This is a genomic window from Sediminibacterium sp. (assembly GCF_051860225.1).
Taxonomy (GTDB): domain Bacteria; phylum Bacteroidota; class Bacteroidia; order Chitinophagales; family Chitinophagaceae; genus Sediminibacterium.
This window is the reverse complement of the sequence record NZ_JBHYEI010000002.1, coordinates 295,115-316,780: the sequence shown is the minus strand read 5'-3', so window position 1 is coordinate 316,780 and position 21,666 is coordinate 295,115. Positions and strand designations below refer to the sequence as shown.

The following is a 21,666-nucleotide window of genomic DNA, read 5'->3' as shown; positions in this document are numbered from 1 at the left end:
ATGTATGATGAATACGAATGAAGGGATAATAATCAATAATATTTATTTCAACCTAACTCAGTTAGAAAAAGATTGCTGGAATAGATTGGTAAATGGAGCAGTTAAAAGTAAAGATGCTTTTCACGCTCCTTGTGTTGGAAGCATTAGCAATGGAGAAGTAAGTATGCGTACCATGGTTTTGCGTAAAGCCTTGCCCATAGAAAAAGTCTTGCGTTTTCATACTGATATTAGAAGTAGAAAATGGAACGAGTTAGCATTGAATAATTCTATCAGTGCATTGTTTTATGATTCCGCTGCACGAATTCAATTACGTGTGAAAGGAAAAGCGGTCTTGCATTTTGATAGTGCAATTACAGCCGAAGCTTGGCAAAAAACAGCTTTGTCTGGCAGACGATCTTATTTAACAACCAATTCACCTTCCAGTTTTTCTGATATCCCTACGAGTGGATTGGCAGAAAAAGTTGAACAAGAAAATTTTACAGTTGAGGAGAGTGAAGTTGGACAACAAAATTTTGGTATTGTAGATGTTCAGGTAGAATCAATTGATTGGTTATGGTTGCATCATGCAGGTCATCGAAGGGCTTTTTTTGATTATGTTATTGGGGATTTTAGATGGATGGTTCCTTAGTCTTGTTTCATCTGAAAATTTCATTTAGTTCCATAGAATAATAGAGCCCCTCATCAAAGTTGCCCTGTGCTGTGTAAAAAGGATCTAATCCTATATCATAAAAGGTGTACCCTTCTTCTTTCAATAGTTTTAGCCAAGCTTGGTTATTGGCAATGTTTTGTGCATCACTTAATAAAGGATTGTAGCTTGTCCATGTTACAGCGGGTACGCCTAATTCTGCTGCCAAATAAGTGGCAAAAGGAATAACACGCGCATTCATACTTCTGCCGATTACAGCAATTTTTTTCTCTCCAAACCCTTTCATTATTCTGGTAGCTGTGATGGGATAACCATTGTGCAAATACGTTTTGTTAATAAGCTGTAATCCACCCCCTAGCCAGTTAGTAACTATTTTATAATGAATGCCATACTTGTACAGTAAGCCTTTGCCAAGTTTAGGTAGCGAAGCTATTGGCTGAAGTTCAGCTCCCGCAGTACCACCAAGATCTTCAAAGAAGCCAAGTGTAAAGTCATAGCCCATTTGGGTATAATTGCTTTCGCCATATTTTCCATCAATTAATGGATTAAGTATCTTTATTATCCCTTTAAATCCAGCTTTGCCCAACTTCTTAGAGGGGGTATGCCATTTTACCAAGCCTAGTGTTGCGCTATTTTCTACTTGTACGCTATTAAATGTCTCTTTGCCAAAAGCTGCTCCGAACGAGTGGCAGTCATCATCTTTTAAATAAATAAACATGGCTTGAAGTAATGCATCGGTAGTGCCATTTATTCCAGCTTTAATAATCCATGGGGTTATTTGAATTGTAGATGAAGATTGTTTTGGATACTGCTTAAATGCGTTAAAAGTTTCTTCTAAAGTGCTATATGCTAATTTTTCTCGTTGTTGATGATACTGGTTTGACAAAGTATAAAAAAGTGTCTTGATCGAATCTGCATCTTCACATGTTTTGTCTACGAAATAATTTGGGATATTGAAAGCAGAAGAGGCACTTAGTGGATTAACTTCTTTTGTACATGACTGTAGGCTTAGAATGAGTAGAAAAACCAATCCTACTTTTGAACTCGTCATTCGCATACATTCATTTGTTTCTTGTCTATTAAAGGTCTGTGATTTTGAGGAAAATTCCCGCTGGGATTGTCAGCTTCGCTTCGCTCCTTGTAAGGCAATTCGTTCAAGCTCAATCAAGCAAGCTTGTCTCGCTTTCACTCTTGCATTACGATTTCTTCCGCTCACTTGAGTTCATCGCATAAAAAAAGCTCCGAATTGCTTCGGAGCTTTGTGATCCCGCTGGGACTCGAACCCAGGACCCATACATTAAAAGTGTATTGCTCTACCAACTGAGCTACAGAATCTTAAAGATTTCGTTGCCTTTATCTTTAATTGGGTTGCAAAAATAAGATAAATAAAACTACAGCCAAATTTTTATTGATTTTTTTTACAATTTTTATTCAGTGTTAAATTTTTCTTTGATGTAATTTTGAATCTAATAAACAATCTAATCATGGAAGCATTTAAGGATAAAGTGGTTGTAATCACTGGTGGGTCAGAAGGAATTGGAAAGGCATTAGTGTCCTTATTTATGGCTTATGGTGCTAAGGTAGCTACTTGTGGAAGAAATTATGATAAATTGTACCAGTTGCAATCTGCCTATTCAGGTAAGCCATTGCTCATTCATACTGCAGACGTTAGTAAAGAACAAGATTGCGTTAATTTCATACAATTAGTGGTTAAGCAGTTTGGAACGATTGATATATTAATTAATAATGCAGGAGTATCTATGCGCTCTCTGGTAGCAGATGTTGAAATGGACGCTATCAGAAAAGTAATGGATATTAATTTTTGGGGGACAGTTTACTGCACCAAATTAGCATTGCCCTATATATTAAAAAACAATGGGACAATTGTTGGGGTATCTTCTATTGCAGGATACAGAGGGCTGCCTGGAAGAAGTGGTTATTCTGCTTCAAAATATGCAGTTAACGGATGGTTAGAAAGTTTAAGAACAGAATTATTAGATTCGGGTACCAATGTAATGTGGGTTTGTCCCGGATTTACTACTTCTAATATTCGTAACGCTGCTTTAGATAAATCGGGTAATCCTAATGGAGAATCTAAAATGGCAGAAGATAAAATGATGTCAGCAGATGAATGTGCGGAGCATATTGCCAACGCAATTGCAAAAAGAAAGCGAACATTGGTGCTAACATTTACAGGCAAACGTACAGTTTTACTAAATAAATTTTTCCCCTCATTAACCGATCGATTGGTTCGAAAATTTTTCTTCAAAAACGGAGAGTTAGTAAAATAATCTAGCGCTTTTTTCGTTAGCAATATACCATGCCTATACTGACTTTGAGTTCTGATATTGGCCAGCGAGACTTTATCGTTGGTGCCATAAAAGGTCAGTTTTTGCAAGCCATTCCCGACTTAACTATTGCAGATATTTCTCATTATTTATCACAAACTAATTTACCGCTTGCAGCATATATCTGCGGGAATGCTTTTAAGTTTTATCCCTCAGGTACTTTTCATTTAGTTCTTCTAAATGTTTTTGAGGCAGAGACCAATCATTTTTTAATAGCACATTGGAATGGACAAAACATTATTTGCGCAGACAATGGGTTGATTACTATGATCACGGGTGTTAAACCAGCTCAAATTATCCGGGTGCCCATTACCCCTAATGCAGATTTATTAACTATTACAGCCGACTTAGTGGCTGCAGTAAGTAATATATTTAAACAGGGAAGGGTAACAGCTGCGGGAACCGTTACGCAAGAAATGGTTGAGAAATACCCTTTGAAGCCTACCATTGGTGAAAATTGGATTGAAGGACAAATATTGTTTATAGATAATTTTGAAAATGTGGTGATCAATATTACCCGAAAGGATTTTGAAGAACATGGCAAAGGAAGGAGGTTTAAAATCATGTTTAAAAGAAATGAAGTGATTGACAAGATTAGTGGAAACTATGCCTCAGTAGCCGAACATGGTAAAATCGCCTGGTTTAATTCGGCCGGATACCTAGAAATTGCTTTGAGAAATGGCAATATGGCGGGCTTATTTGGGCTTCAAGGCTACAATGAACATATGCAACAATCAGGTGTTTCTAATGGAAATAAATGGTTTTACCAGACCATTCGCATATTCTTTGAATAAACATAGTATTTTCGCATCCGCAAAACCAATATTTATCAATTTTAATTAATACTGTTACCATGGCGTATGATGTAATTGTTCTGGGAAGTGGTCCTGGTGGATACCCCGCAGCAATCCGTGCTTCTCAGCTAGGATTTAAAGTGGCCATCATTGAAAAAGAAAGTTTAGGTGGAGTTTGTTTAAACTGGGGTTGTATCCCTACCAAAGCGTTAATCAAGAGCGCGCAGGTATACGACTACATGAAACATAGTGCCAGTTATGGCATCAATGCTACCGGCGTACAGCACGATTTTGGTGCAGTTATTAAAAGAAGCCGTGGGGTTGCAGATAAAATGAGTAAAGGCGTTCAATTTCTAATGAAAAAGAACAAGATTGACGTAATCATGGGCTATGGTAAAATTAAAGCCAAAGGCCAGGTTGAAGTTACTGCAGCAGACGGAAGCAAACAGATTGTGGAAGGAAAGCATATAGTGATTGCTACTGGTGGTAGAAGCCGAGCATTACCTAATCTTCCACAAGATGGTAAAAAAGTAATTGGATACCGTGAAGCAATGGTATTACCAGAGCAACCAAAATCTTTAATTGTAGTAGGAAGTGGTGCAATTGGAGTTGAGTTTGCTTATGTATACAATAGCATGGGAACTAAAGTAACCATTGTAGAATTTATGCCAAGAATTGTTCCTGTTGAGGATGAAGATATTTCTAAAGAACTAGAAAAGCAATATAAAAAGCAAGGCATAGAAATCATGACCAATGCATCTGTGGAATCATTAGATACATCAGGTGCAGGTGTAAAAGCAACCGTAAAAAAACAAGATGGTTCTCTAATTGTGCTAGAGGCAGATGTAGTGCTAAGTGCTGTGGGTGTTGTAGCGAATATTGAAAATATTGGCTTAGAGGAAAACGGCATCAAAACCGAAAAAGGAAAAATTATTGTAGATAAATTCCAACAAACATCTGTCCCAGGAATTTATGCTATTGGCGACTGTTCACCTGGACAAGCTTTGGCACACGTTGCAGCTAAAGAAGGAATTAATGCAGCTGAACATATTGGTTACGTTGAAAAGAAATTCCATCATTTACCAGAAGCCATGGATTATAACAATATTCCTGGTTGTACTTATTGTATTCCTGAAATAGCTAGTGTTGGCTATACAGAAAAGGCAGCTAAAGAAGCTGGTTATGAAATTAAAGTAGGTAAGTTCCCATTCATGGCAAGCGGTAAAGCAAGTGCTGCTGGTGCAACGGAGGGTTTTGTAAAAGTAATTTATGACGCAAAATATGGTGAATTTTTAGGTTGTCATATGATTGGAACAAATGTTACCGAAATGATTGCTGAGGCTGTTGTTGCGCGTAAACTTGAAACTACTGCGCATGAAATTTTAAATGCAGTACACCCGCATCCAACCATGAGCGAAGGCTTGAAAGAAGCTACTGCCGCTGCTTATGGTGAAGCAATTGATATTTAGTGATATCCGTTCAAATGGCGGTTATAATCAATTAATAACTAGTCCCAGCTATACTTTAGTTGGGACTTTTTTTATATATCTACCAGTACTACCAACTGGTTGGTATTTATTGTTTTTTAGCTATTTTATGATGAATACTTGGTATCTTGATGTATAATTTTGCCAATAAGTAGACCCCTCTTACTCAACTCGGCAATAATTTACAAACGATATGAGTCTGTTGAAAGTAAAAGAGTTGCTTCCAGAGCAATTATTGAATTCATTCACTTTTTCTGTGGTCATTACTGACCTCACAGGAAAATTTGTGTATGTAAATCCATTGTTTCAGCAAAAATTTTCTCATATATCCACTACATTAACCAATCACCATTTTGCAGACACGGTTTATGCCGAAGATATAAAACCATGCAATGAGGCCGCGAGGGAATGTATTCGTAATCCTGAAAAACCTGTTTCAATTACTGTAAGAAAAGCTTGTGAGGGCGATGAATTTTTTTGGACGCATTGGGAAATCTCTGCCATTAAAAATGAGCAAGGTCAAGTAATTGGAACAATGTCTGTAGGACATGATGTAACTACTACTGAATTGAATAATAATAAGACTACAGAACTATTAAACAGTCGAGCTTACGTAGCTGATGCGGCGTCTTCCATTTATTCTGATGAAGAAATAACACGTTTGGCATTAGTGGCGCACAATGATAACAATGCAGTTGTAATTGCAGATAAAGCAGAAAATATTATTTGGGTAAATGCGGGTTTCACCAGAATTCTAGGCTATAAGTCTGAGGAAATAAAAGGGAAAAATCTGTTTTTTTACTTACAACAAAACGGAGTAGACCCTAAAATTTTGAAAAGGATTCAATATTCTCTTGAAAACAAATTGGCTTTTACAGAACAATTACAAATCAAGAATAATCGCGATAAAGCTATTTGGTTAGAAATATCATGCAAACCATTATTTGATGATGCTAATGTGCATATCGGGTTCATTGCAAACGAAGATGATATTACCAAGCGAAAGCATGCTGAGCAGGAACAACAAGAAACTTTGCAAAGGCTTTCATTGGCAACCGACTCTGCTCAGATTGGTGTTTGGGAAGTTGATATTTTGGATGGAACTACCTTCTGGGACGAAAAAATGTATGATTTATATGGGTTTGCTAAGAACACCCTCTTTGCTCCCTTAAAAATATTTAAAAAAGCCTTGCACCCAGAGGATAAGGAGTTAATGAAGAAAGTCTTAGGAGGATTAGCAGAGGGTAAAAAATCAATAGACTCTGTTGTATATAGAATCAATATGCCCAATGGGAATATTAGGTACATCGAAGCACACGCAATTGTTCAAAAATCGGCTGAGGGCATCCCCATTCGACTAATTGGAACAAACAGAGATATCACAGATGATATAGCTGTGCAAGAAAAAATGAAAACCCAAAATAAAGTATTAAGGGATATTGCATTTATACAATCACACGAAGTAAGACGCCCACTGGCCAATATTCTAGGTGTTATTGAAGTGCTAAATAGTAGCAACTCTGTGCAAAACAAAGAAATTTTTGACCATTTGATTCAGAGTGCGAACGAGCTAGACATGCAAATCAGAAGTATTGTAAAAAAGACTAACAATTTAGACGGTATATTTTCTAAGGGTTAGTTTTTTCCAAAAACTTTCTTCAATAAATCAGTGGCCCTAGCCGCGGGGTTTTGTCTGATGTTTTTTTCTTCACTAGCTATTTGGGTATAAATTCCATCCAATGCTTTTTGAGTTACATAATCGCTAAGCGATGGATTTAATTTTCTTATACTGAACTTATTGTATGTAGTAACCAATGTGTTCCAATGTTTGGTTGCATCCGTTTTTTGTAAAGACGATTCTATGATTGGCTTAAAGGAAGAAGTTAAAGGACCACTTGTTGTTCTTTTTAAGTAACTGGTTGCAGCAGTATCTGCACCTTTTAAAATATTTACAGCATCTGTAACCGTCATTTCTTTAATTGCCGAAACAAAAATGGGTGCAGCTGTTTTACAAGCATCTTCTGCAGCCCTGTTAATGCTTAAAATTGCGTCATCCACTTGTTTATTCATTCCAATGGATCTTAACGTTGATTCAATTTTTTTAGCTTCTGGTGGTAATAATATTTTGATGGCGGCATTTTTAAAAAATCCATCTGTTTGTGATAAGGCGGCGCTACCTTTTTCTGCACCTATTGTTAATGCTTGTTTTAATCCATTGGCAATTTCATTATTCAGTTGTGAGAATAATGGAGTAATACCTAAAACCAAGAGAAGGAAGAAGAAGGTCTTTTTCATGTTTTTTATAATTTAACTACCGCTTCGCGCAATTTTACTAATTGTGCTAATAAATCAGGTAGCAAATTCAATGCCAGCATATTAGCTCCATCACTTTTTGCAACTGCAGGATTGGGATGCGTTTCAATAAATAAACCCAATGCTCCTGTAGCAATTGCAGCTTTCGCAATGGTTCCTATCATGGCAGGGTTCCCTCCAGTAACTCCGCTGGTTTGATTAGGTTGTTGCAATGAGTGGGTGCAATCCATTACTACAGGGGTTCCATGTGATTGCATAATAGGAATATTTCTATAGTCTACCACTAAATCTTGATAGCCAAACGTATTACCTCTTTCGGTTAACATAATTTGTTGATTGCCTGCTTTCTGAATTTTTTCCACTGCAAATTTCATTGAAGCGCCGCTTAAGAATTGTCCTTTTTTTACGTTAACAATTTTACCAGTCATTGCAGCAGCTTCTAATAAATCGGTTTGTCTGCATAAAAAAGCGGGGATTTGTAATATATCAATAAAAGGTGCAGCCATTGCTGCTTCTTCATGTGCATGAATATCGGAAGTAGTAGGAAGACCATATTTCTCGCCTACTTTTTTGATTAATGACAATCCATTTTCATCACCAATTCCTGTGAAAGAATTAGCACTGGTTCTATTCGCTTTTCTATAGCTTGCTTTAAACACATAAGGTATGCCCAATTGTTTACAAGTAGCACTTACAGTATCAGCAATTTCCATTACAATTTCTTCTGATTCAACTACGCATGGTCCAGCAATCAAAAAAAAAGATTCAGGGTTGTATTGCTGATTTTTAAATAATTCTTGCAAAAAAGTAGGCAACATATAATAAAATTTGGACTTGATTAGATAAAACAAAAGTAACTGAATTGTCATTCATTTTTTCGTTTCTTTGCTCATCAATTGATTGCCATGCCTAACAGAAAAGATAAAATATTAGTAATAGGAGCTTGCGGACAAATTGGAGTAGAGTTAACACTTGCTTTAAGAAAACAATTTGGAAACAATAATGTGATTGCATCCGACTTGAGGGAAGAAAACCCTTTGTTAAAAGGTACAGGGCCTTATGTTAGCATGGATGTGATGAAAAAAGAAATGTTACATGTGCAAGTGATTCGGCAAAATATAACCCAGATTTATTTGTTGGCAGCCATTCTTTCTGCAACAGGAGAGAAGAATCCTAATTTGGCTTGGCACCTAAATATGCAAGGATTATTAAATGTGCTTGATATTGCCCGAGAAGAAAAATTACACAAAATTTATTGGCCAAGCAGTATTGCCGTTTTTGGTCCAACTTCTCCCAAACAACTATGTCCTCAACAAACAATCATTGAGCCCACTACTGTTTATGGAATTAGCAAATATGCAGGTGAGTTCTGGTGTAATTATTATCACCAACGATACGGGGTAGATGTAAGAAGCATTCGTTATCCGGGGTTAATTAGTTATAAATCTGCACCAGGTGGTGGAACAACTGATTATGCAGTTGAAATTTATATTGAAGCAATTGAGAAACAAAAATACACTTGCTTTTTATCGGAAGATACTTATTTGCCCATGATGTATATGCCGGATGCTATTCGGGCAACATTAGAATTGATGGATGCTCCAGCCGATCAAATTTCTGTGAGAACATCTTATAATGTTTCGGGTATGAGCTTTTCACCAAAAGAAATTGGTGCAAGTATTCAGGAACATATGCCAGATTTCACCATGTCGTATAAGCCAGATTCAAGACAGCAAATTGCCGATAGTTGGCCACAAAGTATTGATGACAGTGTTGCAAATAAAGATTGGGGCTGGAAGCCCCAATACGATTTGTCTTTAATGACGAAAGATATGTTAGAAAACCTAGGCAAATAGTTTTAAAAGCGTAACCCTATACCAATATTAACCGCTCTAATACCTGCCCAAGGGCCATCTGATTTAATCTGAGCACCACTTCCGTTAACAGTTGAAGTGAATTTGAATGGCTTTGCATCAATATCGTCAAGGCTTTTCTTTAATTCTGTTTGTTCAAAAGAATTTAAAGTTGAAGCAAAATTTAAGTCTCCTTTACTAGTACCGTAGTGCCCACCAATGATTTGAAAGTCAAATACCAATTTAGTTGCAATTTGAAATTGGTAACCAATCATTAAACCAGCACTGGTACTTTTAATTTTTCCATTGAAAAGGGCTTCTTTTTCAACTAACGGGCTAGTTGAAGCAGTAAACTTAATTGGGGCGCCTAAGTCAAATGTGGCAAACCTTGCATAAGGAGCAATATAAAAACCTTTCATTCTCCCTAAGCTTAAATAAAAACGCAATTCTGGGGTTATGGCAGAATTCCCAATTTGAAAATTATCTAAGTTAATATCATTGCTATTGATTGCTTCTTGAAACTGATCTTTAAATGGTAATGCGCCCTTACTCATTGTTCTATAGCTCAGTGAGAAAGAAATATTTTTGGTTAAACTTCTTTCGTAAGTAAAATGTAGGTTTCTTGCAGCCATTGAACCTACATTCCATTTAATGATATTTTTTCCACCAATTAGTTTTTGTGCATCCGCTTGAAGAACGGGCAATAACATTGCCAATAAGAGTAATTTTTTCATGGTAATTGTTTGTTTGGTTAATTTATTGGTTTGCTAAATCTGCTATTGTTTGGTTTTCAAGGATATTCAATGTTTTGTCTCTTACTTTTGCCATGATCTTATTTAGTCCACATTTCTTTTCGTTACAGTCTGCACATTTTTCATAAAAGTTCAAACTCACACAGGGCAATAGGGCAATAGGACCTTCAATCAATCGCATCACGTATGCTAAACTAATTTCTGATGGTTCCATATTAAAATAATAACCACCGCCTTTGCCTTTTTTACTATTGAGAATGCCGGCTTTTTTTAATTCTAACAAAATAGATTCAAGAAACTTGAGGGGAATTTTCTTTTTTTCTGCAATCTCGGCTATTAAAAAAGGGCCAACCTGCTTTTGTTCAGCCATAAAGGTAAGGGCTTTAAATGCATATTGCGTTTTTTTTGACAGCATCGGATGATTTTTTTATGATTTAAACAAGTCCTAATACCTGCTTCATATTGTAAATGCCTTTTTTACCGATTGCATATTGAGCAGCTGTTACAGCTCCACCTGCAAATCCGGTTCTATTATGTGCTGTATGAATAATTTCAATATCGTCAATTGCAGAAGTATATTTTACGTGGTGGGTGCCGGGTGCTGGGTCTACTCTTTCTGAAATAATTTCTAATAAGTTAGATTGAGTAGGGACGGGTTCGTTGGTCCAATTTTTTTTTCTGCTAATGGCCGTTAATACTTGCTCTGCAAGTGTGATAGCCGTACCACTGGGAGCGTCTTTTTTCTGTGTATGGTGTATTTCTTTCAGCAGTACATCATAAGAAGGGTAATGCTCCATTAATCGAGCCAAATATTGATTCACTTCAAAAAATAGATTGACTCCAATACTGTAATTACTAGAATAAATAAGGGTTCCATTTTTTTCTTTACAAAAGTTAACAACCCGATCCCATTGATCTAACCAACCAGTTGATCCACTTATGACTGGTATTCCGTATTCCAAACATTTAAGGATATTATCTACGGCACTATGTGGCCCAGTAAATTCAATAGCTACATCGGCTAATGCAATATTTTCGGCAGTAAAATCCGTAGCATTGTTAAGGTCTATTTTTAAAACAATTTCATGATGTTGTTCTAAGGCAACTGTTTCAATTGCTTTCCCCATTTTGCCATATCCAATTAATGCTATTTTCATGCGTATAAATTTATCGAGCAATTGCCAATGGCTTTTTGCTTTTTTCCTTGATATTAAATGAAAGCGTAAGTGCAGGCGTTCTGGTAGTTGGATTTAATTGAGGGTGAATTTGCATACTTAAGCTATTGCTCACATCAAAATGACGTAAATGCCCAAATACCGTTGCATCCACAACTTGTAGCCCCCAAGCCAAAATAAACCACAAAATAGAATAATCGCGGTCACGCCTAAATGCATTTCTATAATTTTGAAGGGAAGCAATGCTCAATCCCCTTAGTTCGGGATCTATGGCGGCAACATCAGAACTATCGCCCGTTTGCTCCTTAAACCTTGCTTCGTAGGCAAATTTGGTTTTCTTATAAAATGAAGTATTATAAAAATAAGTAACTGCAGGTATTGCCAATACACCATAAACCAAGGGAAGCTTCCAATACTCTCTATTATAAGCTTGCCCCCATCCAGGAATTAATGCGGACCTTCTAGTTGCTTTTTGTGGAATATGAGTAGCCAACCAGCTAGAATCTTTTAATTGCTTTTTTATTTTAGCAAGTTCTTTGGGGCTCAGCATAGGTTGAACATTAGCTACAGAAGTATCAGTAGCTGTTTGTGCAAATGTGCCCACTGATCCTGAAAGGATCACCAAAAAAACAAACAATATTTTTTTGAGCATGCTAAAGTTAACCAACCGTTATATTCATCAAATCTAAAATCTTATTTAACTCGTCTAAAGAGTAATATTCTATAGAGATACTTCCATACCCCTTTTTGTTATGCGTCATATTTACTTTTGTTCCAAAATGGGAAGCAAGGTTGTCTTGTATCTTTTGGTATGCTGGAGGGAGGTCGCTTTTGATACTAGTAGCCCCTGTAGCCGACTTGTCACCCTTGTATAATTTTCTTACTAATTCCTCTGTTTGTCTTACGCTCAATTGCTTTTGCTGAATCTCTTTAAAAACATAGAGCTGCTTATCGATGGTATCAATATTGACCAATGCTCTTGCATGCCCCATGCTGATTGAATTGTTTCTAACCGCTGCTTGTATATCTGGAGGAAGTTTTAATAAACGGATATAATTGGTTACTGTACTTCTTTCTTTACCCATTCTTTCTGCCACTTGTTCTTGGGTGTAGTTCAACTCTTCCATCATCCGCTTAAAACTTAGCGCCATCTCAATCGCATTAAGGTTTTCGCGTTGAATATTCTCAAGCAAAGCCAATTCCAATAGTTGTTGATCATTGGCTTGTCTTATGTAGGCAGGAACGTCTTTTAAACCTGCTAATTTGGATGCACGAAACCTTCTTTCTCCTGCAATTAATTGATACTTCCCATTGGGTAATTTACTTACCGTAAGTGGTTGAATAATATCATGTATTTTAATTGAAGTAGATAGTTCTTGTAATGCTAGCTCATCAAAATCTCTTCTAGGGTTCTTCGGGTTGATCTGAATATCAGCTAAAGGAATTCTAGCACTGGTAGTAACTTGTTCTACAATTTCGTTCTTTAAATTACCACTGGTATTTTTTAGGTCTTGATCTATATTTTGTAACAAAGACCTTAAACCTTTACCAATAAGGTCTTTATTTGGTTTTGAAGTACTCATAAATTATTCAATAATTCTTTCTTGGTTAGAAATTTTTGTCATTCCGTTGTTCTGTAGAATTTCTTTAGAAAGATTCAAGTAATTCACAGAGCCCTTGCTTTCTGCATCGTATAAAATAACAGGCTTTCCAACACTAGGGGCTTCGCTTAAACGGGTATTTCTATGGATAATAGTAGCAAAAACCATATCGTCAAAATGGCGTCTAACTTCGCTCACCACTTGGTTACATAATCGTAAACGTCCATCGTACATGGTCATTAATATACCTTCAATTTGCAAAGCAGGATTCAATCTGTTTTGAACAATCTTAATGGTGTTTAGCAATTTACCTAAGCCTTCTAAAGCAAAAAACTCGCACTGAACAGGAACAATCACACTATCAGAAGCAACCAAGGAATTAACGGTAATTAAACCCAAAGAAGGAGAGCAGTCAATAATAATAAAATCGTAGCGATCTCTAACCGCGTCTAAAATACCCTTCATTACATTTTCTCTGCTGGGGTAATTAATCATTTCTATTTCTGCACCAACCAAGTCAATATGTGAAGGAATCAAGTCTAAATTGGGTACATCACTTTTGAGAATAACATCGTTTGCGGTTACATTATTCACCATACAATCGTACAAGCTATGCGTTACATTGTGCAAATCGAAACCAACACCAGTGGTGCTGTTGGCTTGCGGGTCTGCATCTACCAGCAAGGTCTTGTATTCTAATACAGCTAAACTAGCTGCAACATTAATTGCAGTGGTGGTTTTACCTACTCCACCTTTCTGATTGGCTACGCCAATGATTCTTGCCATAATTGCTATTCCTTTTCTCGGTTGTCAAAAATACGGCATCGGTAACAGCTCTCAAACAATATTATCTATTAGCTGTTAAGGAAGGGTAGTTATCTTTACATTTTATATAAAAATATGCGCAGTACAGGGACATTGTTTTTTATAGCGGCCATCATGGTTTTGCTCGATTTTTACGTTTACCAGGCCGTTAAAACAGTGACCCAGCCCTTGTCTGAGCGGGTCAGAATGTACATTCATGTAGGCTTTTGGCTTGTTTCGGTTTTAACCGTATTCTCACTAATGGCATTCCCATTTGTACCCGCACTACAACAATCTAAGTTATTCAGGAATTATGTTTTTGCCATTTTAGCTGGACTATTTATTGCTAAATTGATTGCAGCCACTATTTTTTTAATAGACGATATCAGAAGAACAGGGTGGTGGGCAATCAGTAAAGTATACAAAAGCACTGGCGGTCAAATATTAGGCGATGGGCAAATGGTGTCTAGGTCGGTATTTTTAAGTTGGATTGGATTGGGATTGGGGTCTACGTTGTTTGGCACCATGGTTTTTGGATTCAGAAATAAATATAAGTACCAGGTGAAGAAAATGCAGTTGCAATTTGCCAATTTGCCTAAGGCATTTGATGGATTAAAGTTGGTTCAAATTAGCGATGTCCACAGTGGTAGCTTGCAGGATGTAAATGCGGTAAACAAAGGAATCGACCTGATTTTAAAGCAAAATCCTGATATCATATTTTTCACAGGAGATTTAGTAAACGACCGAGCTACAGAACTATTACCCCTTAAATCTTCTTTTGCAAGGCTTAAAGCACCAATGGGAGTATATAGTACTTTGGGTAACCATGATTATGGAGACTATGTACAGTGGCCCAATACAGCGGCTAAGCAAGAAAATTTAGCGGCTTTAATCAACCTACAAAAAGAAATGGGATGGGATATTTTGATGAATGAAAATCGCATCATCGAAAAAGACGGAGAAAAAATTGCAGTGCTTGGCATAGAAAACTGGGGCGCAAAAGGAAGATTCCCTAAGTATGGTAAAATGGAAGAAGCCATAAAAGGAACGGAGCAAATTCCATTTAAAATGTTGTTGAGCCACGATCCAAGTCATTGGGATGCACAAGTAAAAACCAGTTATTCAGATATTGATATCATGTTTTCAGGACATACCCATGGAATGCAGTTTGGATTAGAGAACCCTTATTTTAAATGGAGTCCAGTAAAATGGATGTATAAGCAATGGGCAGGTTTATACGAAGATGGCAAGCAAAAATTATATGTTAATCGCGGCTTTGGATTTATTGGTTATCCAGGAAGGGTAGGCATAATGCCTGAGATTACGGTAATAGAATTCAAAAAAGCTTAACGCTTTGCAATTTTATTCATAGATATTGCTCGCTGCATGGTGCATTTAAAACGATTGATGCCCTTCTCGCGCAAATTTTGGTGTTTGGTCGTTCTCCCATTCATTCGCTTGCGCCACATTCTAAAGCTAGACGCTTTGCTATTAAGACGCATGAATTCGATGACTTCTTTTTCAGATAATCCAAACTGAAATTGGATGGCTTCAAATGGGGTCCGATCTTCCCAAGCCATTTCAATAATCCGGTCTCTGTCTTTTTCTTCAAGTGTATTCATTTTCTTTTAACATTTCATGTGTAACATTGGTTCAAATAAAATCGTCTATGGCATAAGTATTGAATAGTTTAACTAAACCAAGTGTTATGCGTACGATTTTTTTATTTGCAGCTTTATTAATAGCTGGAACAACAGTGAATGCCCAAAAAGGCTTTAGATTAGGTGTAAAAGCGGGAGCCAACCTAAACAAAATTGAAGGTCAATCATTTGATCAGGGTTTTGATTTTTCCTACCATGCAGGGGCATTTGCAGAAATAGATTTTAGCAAGCGCTGGGGTATACAACCCGAAGTGATTTGGAGCCAAACAGCTACCAAACGAGCTACTACTATTGATGCTATTTATTCAACCTTACCTACTAATTTAAAACTGGATTACTTGATGGTGCCGGTTTTATTGCGTTACAGCCCAATTGGGCTTTTAAGTTTTGTAGCAGGTCCACAGTTTGGTGTGTTGATTAATAAGAATGATAACTTATTACAAAATGGTCAGCAGGCATTTAAGTCTGGAGACTTCTCAATGGTATTGGGTGCCCAAGTAAATTTAAAAGTACTCCGGGTTTATGGCCGATACAATATTGGACTGCAGAATATCAATGATTTTTCAGACCAACAAAAGTGGACCAATCAACAAATACAATTGGGCGTAGGATTAAAATTCTAAGCTCAAGGATAATTGCTAAACCCCCAATTGTTTCTTTAAGGAACTGATTTCTTTCTTGAAAGATTTCAGTTCCATTATTTGTTCCTTAATGAAACTATTGTCTTCCAATTTACCCACTACCTCATTCATTTCGGCAAAGCTTTCGTAGACCATTTTTCTAAATGGATTGCTGTAATCTTTTGCTCTAGAGTCATGAATGCCTTTGGTAATCCATTCCATTGTAGCAATGGCACTATTGAATAAATAACTTAATTGGTGTTCATCTAATTTATTTAGCGGAAGACCAGTAATTTCTTTTAGTGTAGCCAAGCCATGCATACATTTTTGATTGGCATATAAACTGCCCTTTACTGCATACTGTGCATGGAGCTCGTCCCAGCCTTTTATTTTACCTGTATTGATTTTCTTACGAAGATCGGCTAAGTCTGTTTCGGGCATTAACTGACCACCTAAATTAATCCACTTATCTCTGGAAAGCTTACTAGGTAATTGTTTGCGCAATTCCGCTAAATCAGCAGGGTGATTGGTTTTAATAAAACCAATTAATTCTTTTACTCCATAAAATAATAAGACGTCTTCAAAAACTTTATAAGCTTGCCTTACTTTAACCAATACCGTTTTACGTTTACTATTTTCAATATCATCTGCAGTAATCAATAAATTATCTACCAATTTATTGTTGCTCTTTAGCAGCAGTTTTCCCACAGATAATGCTTCATCATGATCATTGTCTGGTTTTTTCTCAGAACGTAAATAAGCTTTACCTGTATATAATTCTAGTTTCTCTAAAGCGATAAAAATTTCGTTGATGCTATCCGGTGCCAAATAATTGTACTCGAGTTCTTGCGTTTTATCAGAGCGTTTATCTCTATGGGTGTATTTCCAAGCATTTCTGGCCAATGCATACATATTGTATAAAAACCAATAAGCAGGCATTATAGTCAGCTGATCGTGCTTAGCATCATTGCTGATTAAACAAAAGGGAATTGGAATATTTAATTCGGCAGGGTAGTCTCCTTTGCTAATCATTGTAAAAGAAGCAAAGATGGAATTGTGTTTCAAACTTACACATAATCCAGGCCAAAAGCCACGCCCCATAATGATTTCACCATCTGCACTTCTACTATTGTGGTTCGATCCAATAGTAGCACCAGCAGCAATATTACTTTGACCCATTACTAGCGCAGCACATAAAAAAGAGTTATTATGGTGTTGCTCATGAGCTGGAAAAATGAGTGAGTTTAATACTTCACAACATGAAATGGTAGCGTTCTGTCCTAAATAAGAGTTGATTAATCGAGCACCATATTTTAGTTGCGAATGGTCGGCCATAATAAAACGAACGGCTTTCACTCCATAAAAAATTCTGCAGCCATAACCAATATTTCCATTTACCATTTCGCAACCTTCACCAATTTGCGTTCTGCCTTCAGGACCAGAATTTACGGTAAGGTTTTTTAATTTGTTGGCTCCTTTAAAATAAGCATCGGAACCAACCCAAACATCTTTGATGATATTACAATTCTTAATTACGGTTCTATCACCTACTTTACCGTAATAGCCCCGCTTGTTATTGAATTTCTTTTCGGTAAATTCAATCAACTTTGCTTGTAAGATTTTATCGTCTCTAAACCTGCTCCATAAAAAAGCATCTCCAGGCAACATGCCATCAAAAGGCAATACTTTACGACCCGTATTTTCATTGCACAATTCCAACCAAATTCTAACTTCTTCTTTTTCGTCTACTTTTAAAATGCCATTTCCAAATTTAGAATGATTGGTAGTTACCAATTCATTTACGTTGGTAATAATGGCTTCGCTACCAATAATATAATGAGAAAGATAATTCACATTATTCACTACCACATTGTCTCCAAAATCGCAACTGATGATGGTAGAATTATATAAGCCCACAGGCGTTTTTAGATCGCTAAAGCCTAAACATAAGGGCTCTAACTTTCCAATACGAACAAGACCGTGGAATTTACAATTCTTTACCAGGTTTGGATTAAATGCATCCGACACTAGAATATGATTCCAGTTATCGGTGGTATTACCATTTCTTACCAATTGCTCAATTTCGTAAGCAGTAAGGGTTCTGTAATGAATACCATTCCTCATCTGCATATTGCGCAGATAATATTCATCCTTACCCTTTGGAATATGATGGTCTTTTATGAATCCGTAACCTAATGCATCAAGGGGGGTCTTGGTGATATTATTTTGCGCCATATTTTATTATTCTACAGTTACACTCTTAGCTAAATTTCTAGGCTTATCTACATCTAATCCTTTATAAAGACCAACATAGTAGCTTAGTAGTTGGAGGGGAACTACGCTTAATAGGGGGGCAATTGCTTCATCAGCATCGGGAACAAACATTACATCGTCTGCCATACCAGGAATCACTTCATCACCAACGGTAGCAACAGCAATCACTTTACCTTTTCTGGCTTTGATTTCCTGAACGTTCGACACTATTTTTTCGTAATAAGAATCTTTGGTGGCCACAAAAACAACTGGTAAATTCTCGTCTACCAATGCAATAGGACCATGTTTCATTTCAGCAGCAGGATAGCCTTCTGCATGTATATAAGAAATCTCTTTTAGCTTAAGGGCACCTTCTAAAGCCACAGGGAAATTATATCCTCTACCTAAGAATAAAAAGTCAGCAGCGTCTTTATATTTTTCTGCTATGCGTTCAATATTAGAAGTGTCTGCTAAAATCTCTTTAATTTTTTCGGGGATTGATTCTAAGTCGTGCATTAATTGAACATAACGATCTTTAGGAAGAGTTCCCTTAGCATAACCAATTTTCAACGCCATCATCATTAAAACGGCTAATTGACCAGTGAACGCTTTTGTACTAGCTACTCCAATTTCAGGACCGCTATGGGTATAAGCACCAGCATGGCTTAAACGTGCAATACTGCTACCAACCGCGTTTACAACACCAAAAATAAATGCACCTTTCTCTTTGGCACTTTCTAGCGCAACTAAGGTATCTGCAGTTTCACCACTTTGAGAAATGGCAATAATAACATCGCCTTTATGAATCACAGGATTTCTGTAACGGAATTCAGAAGCATATTCAACTTCAACAGGTATTCTGCAAAATTCTTCAATTAAATATTCAGCTACCAAACCCGCGTGCCAACTGGTTCCGCAAGCAACAATCATAATACGGTTGGCATTAATAAATGCATCCATATTGTTTTCGATGCCACCCATCATGATTTGCAAACTCTGCGGTAATAAACGACCTCTCAAGCAATCGTGAATGGTATTCGGTTGTTCGTGAATTTCTTTCAGCATGAAATGATCATAGCCACCTTTTTCAATAGCAGCTAATTCCATGTCTAGCTTAGTAATGAAAGGCGTTTGCTTTTCGTTGCCTAAGTTTTTTAGAATAAGTTCATCGGGTTTAACAATAGCAATCTCATAATCGTTTACGTAAACCACTTCTTTGGTGTATTCAATAATAGGAGAGGCATCACTCGCTAAAAAATGTTCGCCTTTACCAATGCCAATAACCAAAGGACTACCCTTACGTGCAGCAATAATGGTATCAGGTTCGTCTTTAGAAATCAATAAAATGCAGTAAGCACCCACCACACGTTTTAAAGCAATGCGCAATGCTTCTTCTAAAGTACAGTTGTTGTTAATCTTGATGTCTTCAATAAAATTCAACAGTACTTCTGTATCGGTATCACTTTTAAAATGATAACCCTTAGACTCTAATTCTTTTTTAATTTGGGTATAGTTCTCAATAATGCCATTGTGAATCATTGCCAATTCGCCACTTTGAGATTGATGCGGGTGAGCATTTCGATCACTAGGTTCACCATGCGTAGCCCAGCGGGTATGACCAATTCCAATATGCGCTTGTACATCTTGACCAATGGTGGCTTCTTCTAATTCAGCAACCTTACCTTTTTTCTTATAAACGTTTATATGATGATTGTGCAACAAAGCAACCCCAGAACTATCATAACCGCGGTATTCCAATCTTTTCAGCCCTTTTAACACAATAGGATAGGCCGCTCTTGGCCCAGTGTAACCAACAATTCCACACATAATAAATGACTTGTTTAGGTGCAAGTTTAATTATATTTAATGAATAAATCACTGTTTTGCAAGAACTTGCGGGTAAGAAATTGAATTACATTTTACTTTGCGGAGTTTTGCGGGAAATTTTAATTAAATAAATCGAAAACTGCATATATGTTAAAGAAAAGCATAGTCGGCCTTTTAGTTATTCTCTGGGGGAGTATAGCTGTTGCACAAAATACTACCCTCTGGATAGTACGGCATGCTGAAAAAGACACAGCACAAGCAAACAGAGCCAATCCTGATTTAAGTGAAAAGGGGAAGCAACGCGCATTGGATTTGGCCGATTATTTAAAGAAAGTAAAAATCGCTTTGATTTATTCAACTGACACGAAGCGAACCAAACAAACAGCCGCTCATTTTGCAATGCCAATCGAAATATATAATCCCAAAAATCTTGCAGAATTAACTGTACAAATACGTGAAAAATCAAAAGGCAAAACAATCTTAATTGTAGGTCATTCCAATACGGTATTAGAAACCATTGAAGCATTGGGGGGCCAACGACCTGTTAAACAGTTGAATGATGATGATTATGATTATATCTTTAAGGTTGAAATAGGAACAGAAAGTAAATCAAAAGTGGAAGCTTTTCAGTTTGGTCAACCTCATAGAGGGGGAACTGCAACCATGAGATGAGTTAGGGTATATTGGCTAACCTAAAGTATTCAAAAAGATAATAAAAAAAGAATAATGAATTTTCGAAAGTTAACGCAAATCAGTTTAGGGCTAATCATCATGCTATTGAGCATGAGTTTCATGCAAGAAGATAATTACTATGTTATTTACATAAAGGGTGGCGCTATTAACACATTAAGTAATCGAGGAGTTAGAATGGGTGATATGTTAAAGCCAACTGATAAAATTGTTTTAAAAGATGCCAATTCAAAATTGGTGCTGATACACCCCAATAAAGGAAGGTTAGAAATTACTCCTAAGTCTACTGGTAAGGGATTGACGGTGAAAGATCAAATCAGCTCTATACAGAGTGAGTCTAGAATTATTTCAAGGCCGCTAAAATATGAAGGCTATAATCCCCGTACTTATTTTCACTCACCCGAAACTAATTATCGTGTTTTGTTGGTTACAGGAGTGCCTTTGAAAATCATTCCATTTTATAAATTGGATTCTCAGAATTTTTTCTATTTATCATGGGTTAAAAACGGAGTAGAGGTTGTTCGTAAAATTCCAGCATCGGATAGGGGGATATATTTCAATTCTTCGGTGTTTGGGGATACCAACGAGTTTGTAAATGGACAAAAAGTAAAATTTTGTTATCAGCACTATGAGTATGGTGCTTTAAAGAATGATGTACTCGCAGAATTTGTACCAGTGATAGCCCCGCTAAGTGAGATAAATCAACAGATTTCGCTAATTCGGAAGTATAGTTCACAAAAAGAACCGCGTGTAATTAATGCTTTAATTACCCTTCATTTAAACGATAATTATGGTAAGGTGGGGAGTGAGTATTTGCTGAGTATTCGCTAGGTCTGTGTACC

22 protein-coding genes and 1 tRNA gene are annotated in these 21,666 nt (G+C 36.7%); 10 read left to right on the top strand and 13 right to left on the bottom strand.

The genetic code is table 11. The features are described from left to right. Positions 1–4: 4 nt before the first annotated feature. A complete protein-coding gene (locus ACTIEI_RS08290; RefSeq protein ID WP_439505825.1) occupies positions 5–628 on the top strand; it encodes a hypothetical protein in 624 nt (207 codons plus the stop codon). A gap of 7 nt (positions 629–635) precedes the next feature. Here the strand turns inward: ACTIEI_RS08290 and ACTIEI_RS08285 are convergent, their stop codons facing one another. Next, positions 636–1,703, bottom strand: a complete 1,068-nt coding sequence (locus tag ACTIEI_RS08285) for a hypothetical protein (RefSeq protein ID WP_439505824.1) — start codon at positions 1,701–1,703, stop codon at positions 636–638. A gap of 205 nt (positions 1,704–1,908) precedes the next feature. Then, positions 1,909–1,981 (bottom strand) — tRNA-Lys (locus ACTIEI_RS08280). 149 nt (positions 1,982–2,130) lie between these two features. On the opposite strand from ACTIEI_RS08280, the gene ACTIEI_RS08275 reads away from it, so the two are divergent. The 4 genes from ACTIEI_RS08275 (at position 2,131) to ACTIEI_RS08260 (ending at position 6,914) form a co-directional block, all read left to right on the top strand. Continuing rightward, positions 2,131–2,937, top strand: a complete 807-nt coding sequence (locus tag ACTIEI_RS08275; protein ID WP_439505823.1) for an SDR family oxidoreductase — start codon at positions 2,131–2,133, stop codon at positions 2,935–2,937. A gap of 29 nt (positions 2,938–2,966) precedes the next feature. Further along, positions 2,967–3,788 carry an SAM hydrolase/SAM-dependent halogenase family protein gene (locus ACTIEI_RS08270; protein ID WP_439505822.1) on the top strand — a complete coding sequence of 274 codons (822 nt, stop codon included), beginning with the start codon at positions 2,967–2,969 and terminating at the stop codon, positions 3,786–3,788. Between the two features lie 59 nt (positions 3,789–3,847). Continuing rightward, a complete protein-coding gene (gene lpdA / locus ACTIEI_RS08265) occupies positions 3,848–5,257 on the top strand; it encodes a dihydrolipoyl dehydrogenase (RefSeq protein WP_439505821.1) in 1,410 nt (469 codons plus the stop codon). 211 nt (positions 5,258–5,468) lie between these two features. Then, the gene (locus ACTIEI_RS08260) at positions 5,469–6,914 is read left to right on the top strand and encodes a PAS domain S-box protein (protein WP_439505820.1); all 1,446 of its coding nucleotides are present in this window, start codon (positions 5,469–5,471) and stop codon (positions 6,912–6,914) included. Here ACTIEI_RS08260 and ACTIEI_RS08255 read toward each other — a convergent pair. Beyond that, complete coding sequence (locus ACTIEI_RS08255) at positions 6,911–7,570, bottom strand: DUF4197 domain-containing protein (protein ID WP_439505819.1); 660 nt, start codon at positions 7,568–7,570, stop codon at positions 6,911–6,913. The genes ACTIEI_RS08260 and ACTIEI_RS08255 overlap by 4 nt on opposite strands. A 5-nt stretch (positions 7,571–7,575) precedes the next feature. Next, positions 7,576–8,406, bottom strand: coding sequence for a 3-deoxy-8-phosphooctulonate synthase (gene kdsA, locus ACTIEI_RS08250; protein ID WP_439505818.1), 831 nt, complete (start codon positions 8,404–8,406; stop codon positions 7,576–7,578). Positions 8,407–8,493: 87 nt separating this feature from the next. Between kdsA and ACTIEI_RS08245 the strand changes: the two genes are divergently transcribed. Then, positions 8,494–9,444: an NAD-dependent epimerase/dehydratase family protein gene (locus tag ACTIEI_RS08245; protein ID WP_439505817.1), complete on the top strand. Its 951-nt coding sequence runs from the start codon at positions 8,494–8,496 to the stop codon at positions 9,442–9,444. Positions 9,445–9,446: 2 nt separating this feature from the next. Here the strand turns inward: ACTIEI_RS08245 and ACTIEI_RS08240 are convergent, their stop codons facing one another. The 6 genes from ACTIEI_RS08240 to ACTIEI_RS08215 are packed head-to-tail and all read right to left on the bottom strand — an operon-like array spanning position 9,447 to position 13,755. Continuing rightward, positions 9,447–10,175 carry a DUF3575 domain-containing protein gene (locus ACTIEI_RS08240; protein ID WP_439505816.1) on the bottom strand — a complete coding sequence of 243 codons (729 nt, stop codon included), beginning with the start codon at positions 10,173–10,175 and terminating at the stop codon, positions 9,447–9,449. A gap of 22 nt (positions 10,176–10,197) precedes the next feature. Continuing rightward, positions 10,198–10,608 carry an RrF2 family transcriptional regulator gene (locus tag ACTIEI_RS08235; protein ID WP_439505815.1) on the bottom strand — a complete coding sequence of 137 codons (411 nt, stop codon included), beginning with the start codon at positions 10,606–10,608 and terminating at the stop codon, positions 10,198–10,200. Between the two features lie 19 nt (positions 10,609–10,627). Further along, positions 10,628–11,350 (bottom strand): 4-hydroxy-tetrahydrodipicolinate reductase, encoded by a 723-nt coding sequence (gene dapB, locus ACTIEI_RS08230; RefSeq protein WP_439505814.1) that lies wholly within the window; start codon positions 11,348–11,350, stop codon positions 10,628–10,630. Between the two features lie 10 nt (positions 11,351–11,360). After that, positions 11,361–12,020, bottom strand: coding sequence for a DUF5683 domain-containing protein (locus ACTIEI_RS08225; RefSeq protein WP_439505813.1), 660 nt, complete (start codon positions 12,018–12,020; stop codon positions 11,361–11,363). Between the two features lie 7 nt (positions 12,021–12,027). Beyond that, the gene (locus ACTIEI_RS08220) at positions 12,028–12,951 is read right to left on the bottom strand and encodes a ParB/RepB/Spo0J family partition protein (RefSeq protein ID WP_439505812.1); all 924 of its coding nucleotides are present in this window, start codon (positions 12,949–12,951) and stop codon (positions 12,028–12,030) included. Positions 12,952–12,954: 3 nt separating this feature from the next. Next, positions 12,955–13,755 carry a ParA family protein gene (locus tag ACTIEI_RS08215; RefSeq protein WP_439505811.1) on the bottom strand — a complete coding sequence of 267 codons (801 nt, stop codon included), beginning with the start codon at positions 13,753–13,755 and terminating at the stop codon, positions 12,955–12,957. Between the two features lie 114 nt (positions 13,756–13,869). Between ACTIEI_RS08215 and ACTIEI_RS08210 the strand changes: the two genes are divergently transcribed. Next, positions 13,870–15,123: a metallophosphoesterase gene (locus ACTIEI_RS08210; protein ID WP_439505810.1), complete on the top strand. Its 1,254-nt coding sequence runs from the start codon at positions 13,870–13,872 to the stop codon at positions 15,121–15,123. Here the strand turns inward: ACTIEI_RS08210 and ACTIEI_RS08205 are convergent. After that, entirely contained in the window at positions 15,120–15,395 is a 276-nt protein-coding gene (locus tag ACTIEI_RS08205) for a TIGR03643 family protein (protein WP_439505809.1), read from the bottom strand. The two genes, ACTIEI_RS08210 and ACTIEI_RS08205, sit on opposite strands and share 4 nt — an antisense overlap. Positions 15,396–15,481: 86 nt before the next feature. Between ACTIEI_RS08205 and ACTIEI_RS08200 the strand changes: the two genes are divergently transcribed. After that, the gene (locus ACTIEI_RS08200; protein WP_439505808.1) at positions 15,482–16,057 is read left to right on the top strand and encodes a porin family protein; all 576 of its coding nucleotides are present in this window, start codon (positions 15,482–15,484) and stop codon (positions 16,055–16,057) included. Between the two features lie 15 nt (positions 16,058–16,072). On the opposite strand, the gene ACTIEI_RS08195 is transcribed toward ACTIEI_RS08200, so the two are convergent. Next, positions 16,073–18,289, bottom strand: a complete 2,217-nt coding sequence (locus ACTIEI_RS08195; RefSeq protein WP_439505807.1) for a DUF4954 family protein — start codon at positions 18,287–18,289, stop codon at positions 16,073–16,075. Between the two features lie 6 nt (positions 18,290–18,295). Beyond that, positions 18,296–20,134: a glutamine--fructose-6-phosphate transaminase (isomerizing) gene (gene glmS, locus ACTIEI_RS08190; protein WP_439505806.1), complete on the bottom strand. Its 1,839-nt coding sequence runs from the start codon at positions 20,132–20,134 to the stop codon at positions 18,296–18,298. A 147-nt stretch (positions 20,135–20,281) separates the two neighbouring features. Here glmS and ACTIEI_RS08185 point away from each other — a divergent pair, with 147 nt between their 5' ends. After that, positions 20,282–20,806 carry a SixA phosphatase family protein gene (locus ACTIEI_RS08185; protein WP_439505805.1) on the top strand — a complete coding sequence of 175 codons (525 nt, stop codon included), beginning with the start codon at positions 20,282–20,284 and terminating at the stop codon, positions 20,804–20,806. 54 nt (positions 20,807–20,860) lie between these two features. Continuing rightward, entirely contained in the window at positions 20,861–21,655 is a 795-nt protein-coding gene (locus ACTIEI_RS08180) for a hypothetical protein (protein WP_439505804.1), read from the top strand. Positions 21,656–21,666 lie beyond the last annotated feature (11 nt).

What these genes read in the sequence shown, in the direction of transcription:
- ACTIEI_RS08235 (WP_439505815.1), bottom strand. Translation starts at nt 10,608, where the DNA reads ATGCTGTCAAAAAAAACGCAATATGCATTTAAAGCCCTTACCTTTATG.
- ACTIEI_RS08220 (WP_439505812.1), bottom strand. Translation starts at nt 12,951, where the DNA reads ATGAGTACTTCAAAACCAAATAAAGACCTTATTGGTAAAGGTTTAAGG.
- ACTIEI_RS08240 (WP_439505816.1), bottom strand. Translation starts at nt 10,175, where the DNA reads ATGAAAAAATTACTCTTATTGGCAATGTTATTGCCCGTTCTTCAAGCG.
- ACTIEI_RS08260 (WP_439505820.1), top strand. Translation starts at nt 5,469, where the DNA reads ATGAGTCTGTTGAAAGTAAAAGAGTTGCTTCCAGAGCAATTATTGAAT.
- ACTIEI_RS08290 (WP_439505825.1), top strand. Translation starts at nt 5, where the DNA reads ATGATGAATACGAATGAAGGGATAATAATCAATAATATTTATTTCAAC.
- ACTIEI_RS08195 (WP_439505807.1), bottom strand. Translation starts at nt 18,289, where the DNA reads ATGGCGCAAAATAATATCACCAAGACCCCCCTTGATGCATTAGGTTAC.
- ACTIEI_RS08275 (WP_439505823.1), top strand. Translation starts at nt 2,131, where the DNA reads ATGGAAGCATTTAAGGATAAAGTGGTTGTAATCACTGGTGGGTCAGAA.
- glmS (WP_439505806.1), bottom strand. Translation starts at nt 20,134, where the DNA reads ATGTGTGGAATTGTTGGTTACACTGGGCCAAGAGCGGCCTATCCTATT.
- ACTIEI_RS08185 (WP_439505805.1), top strand. Translation starts at nt 20,282, where the DNA reads ATGTTAAAGAAAAGCATAGTCGGCCTTTTAGTTATTCTCTGGGGGAGT.
- ACTIEI_RS08225 (WP_439505813.1), bottom strand. Translation starts at nt 12,020, where the DNA reads ATGCTCAAAAAAATATTGTTTGTTTTTTTGGTGATCCTTTCAGGATCA.
- ACTIEI_RS08285 (WP_439505824.1), bottom strand. Translation starts at nt 1,703, where the DNA reads ATGCGAATGACGAGTTCAAAAGTAGGATTGGTTTTTCTACTCATTCTA.
- ACTIEI_RS08255 (WP_439505819.1), bottom strand. Translation starts at nt 7,570, where the DNA reads ATGAAAAAGACCTTCTTCTTCCTTCTCTTGGTTTTAGGTATTACTCCA.
- dapB (WP_439505814.1), bottom strand. Translation starts at nt 11,350, where the DNA reads ATGAAAATAGCATTAATTGGATATGGCAAAATGGGGAAAGCAATTGAA.
- ACTIEI_RS08205 (WP_439505809.1), bottom strand. Translation starts at nt 15,395, where the DNA reads ATGAATACACTTGAAGAAAAAGACAGAGACCGGATTATTGAAATGGCT.
- ACTIEI_RS08245 (WP_439505817.1), top strand. Translation starts at nt 8,494, where the DNA reads ATGCCTAACAGAAAAGATAAAATATTAGTAATAGGAGCTTGCGGACAA.
- ACTIEI_RS08180 (WP_439505804.1), top strand. Translation starts at nt 20,861, where the DNA reads ATGAATTTTCGAAAGTTAACGCAAATCAGTTTAGGGCTAATCATCATG.
- kdsA (WP_439505818.1), bottom strand. Translation starts at nt 8,406, where the DNA reads ATGTTGCCTACTTTTTTGCAAGAATTATTTAAAAATCAGCAATACAAC.
- ACTIEI_RS08215 (WP_439505811.1), bottom strand. Translation starts at nt 13,755, where the DNA reads ATGGCAAGAATCATTGGCGTAGCCAATCAGAAAGGTGGAGTAGGTAAA.
- lpdA (WP_439505821.1), top strand. Translation starts at nt 3,848, where the DNA reads ATGGCGTATGATGTAATTGTTCTGGGAAGTGGTCCTGGTGGATACCCC.
- ACTIEI_RS08200 (WP_439505808.1), top strand. Translation starts at nt 15,482, where the DNA reads ATGCGTACGATTTTTTTATTTGCAGCTTTATTAATAGCTGGAACAACA.
- ACTIEI_RS08210 (WP_439505810.1), top strand. Translation starts at nt 13,870, where the DNA reads ATGCGCAGTACAGGGACATTGTTTTTTATAGCGGCCATCATGGTTTTG.
- ACTIEI_RS08270 (WP_439505822.1), top strand. Translation starts at nt 2,967, where the DNA reads ATGCCTATACTGACTTTGAGTTCTGATATTGGCCAGCGAGACTTTATC.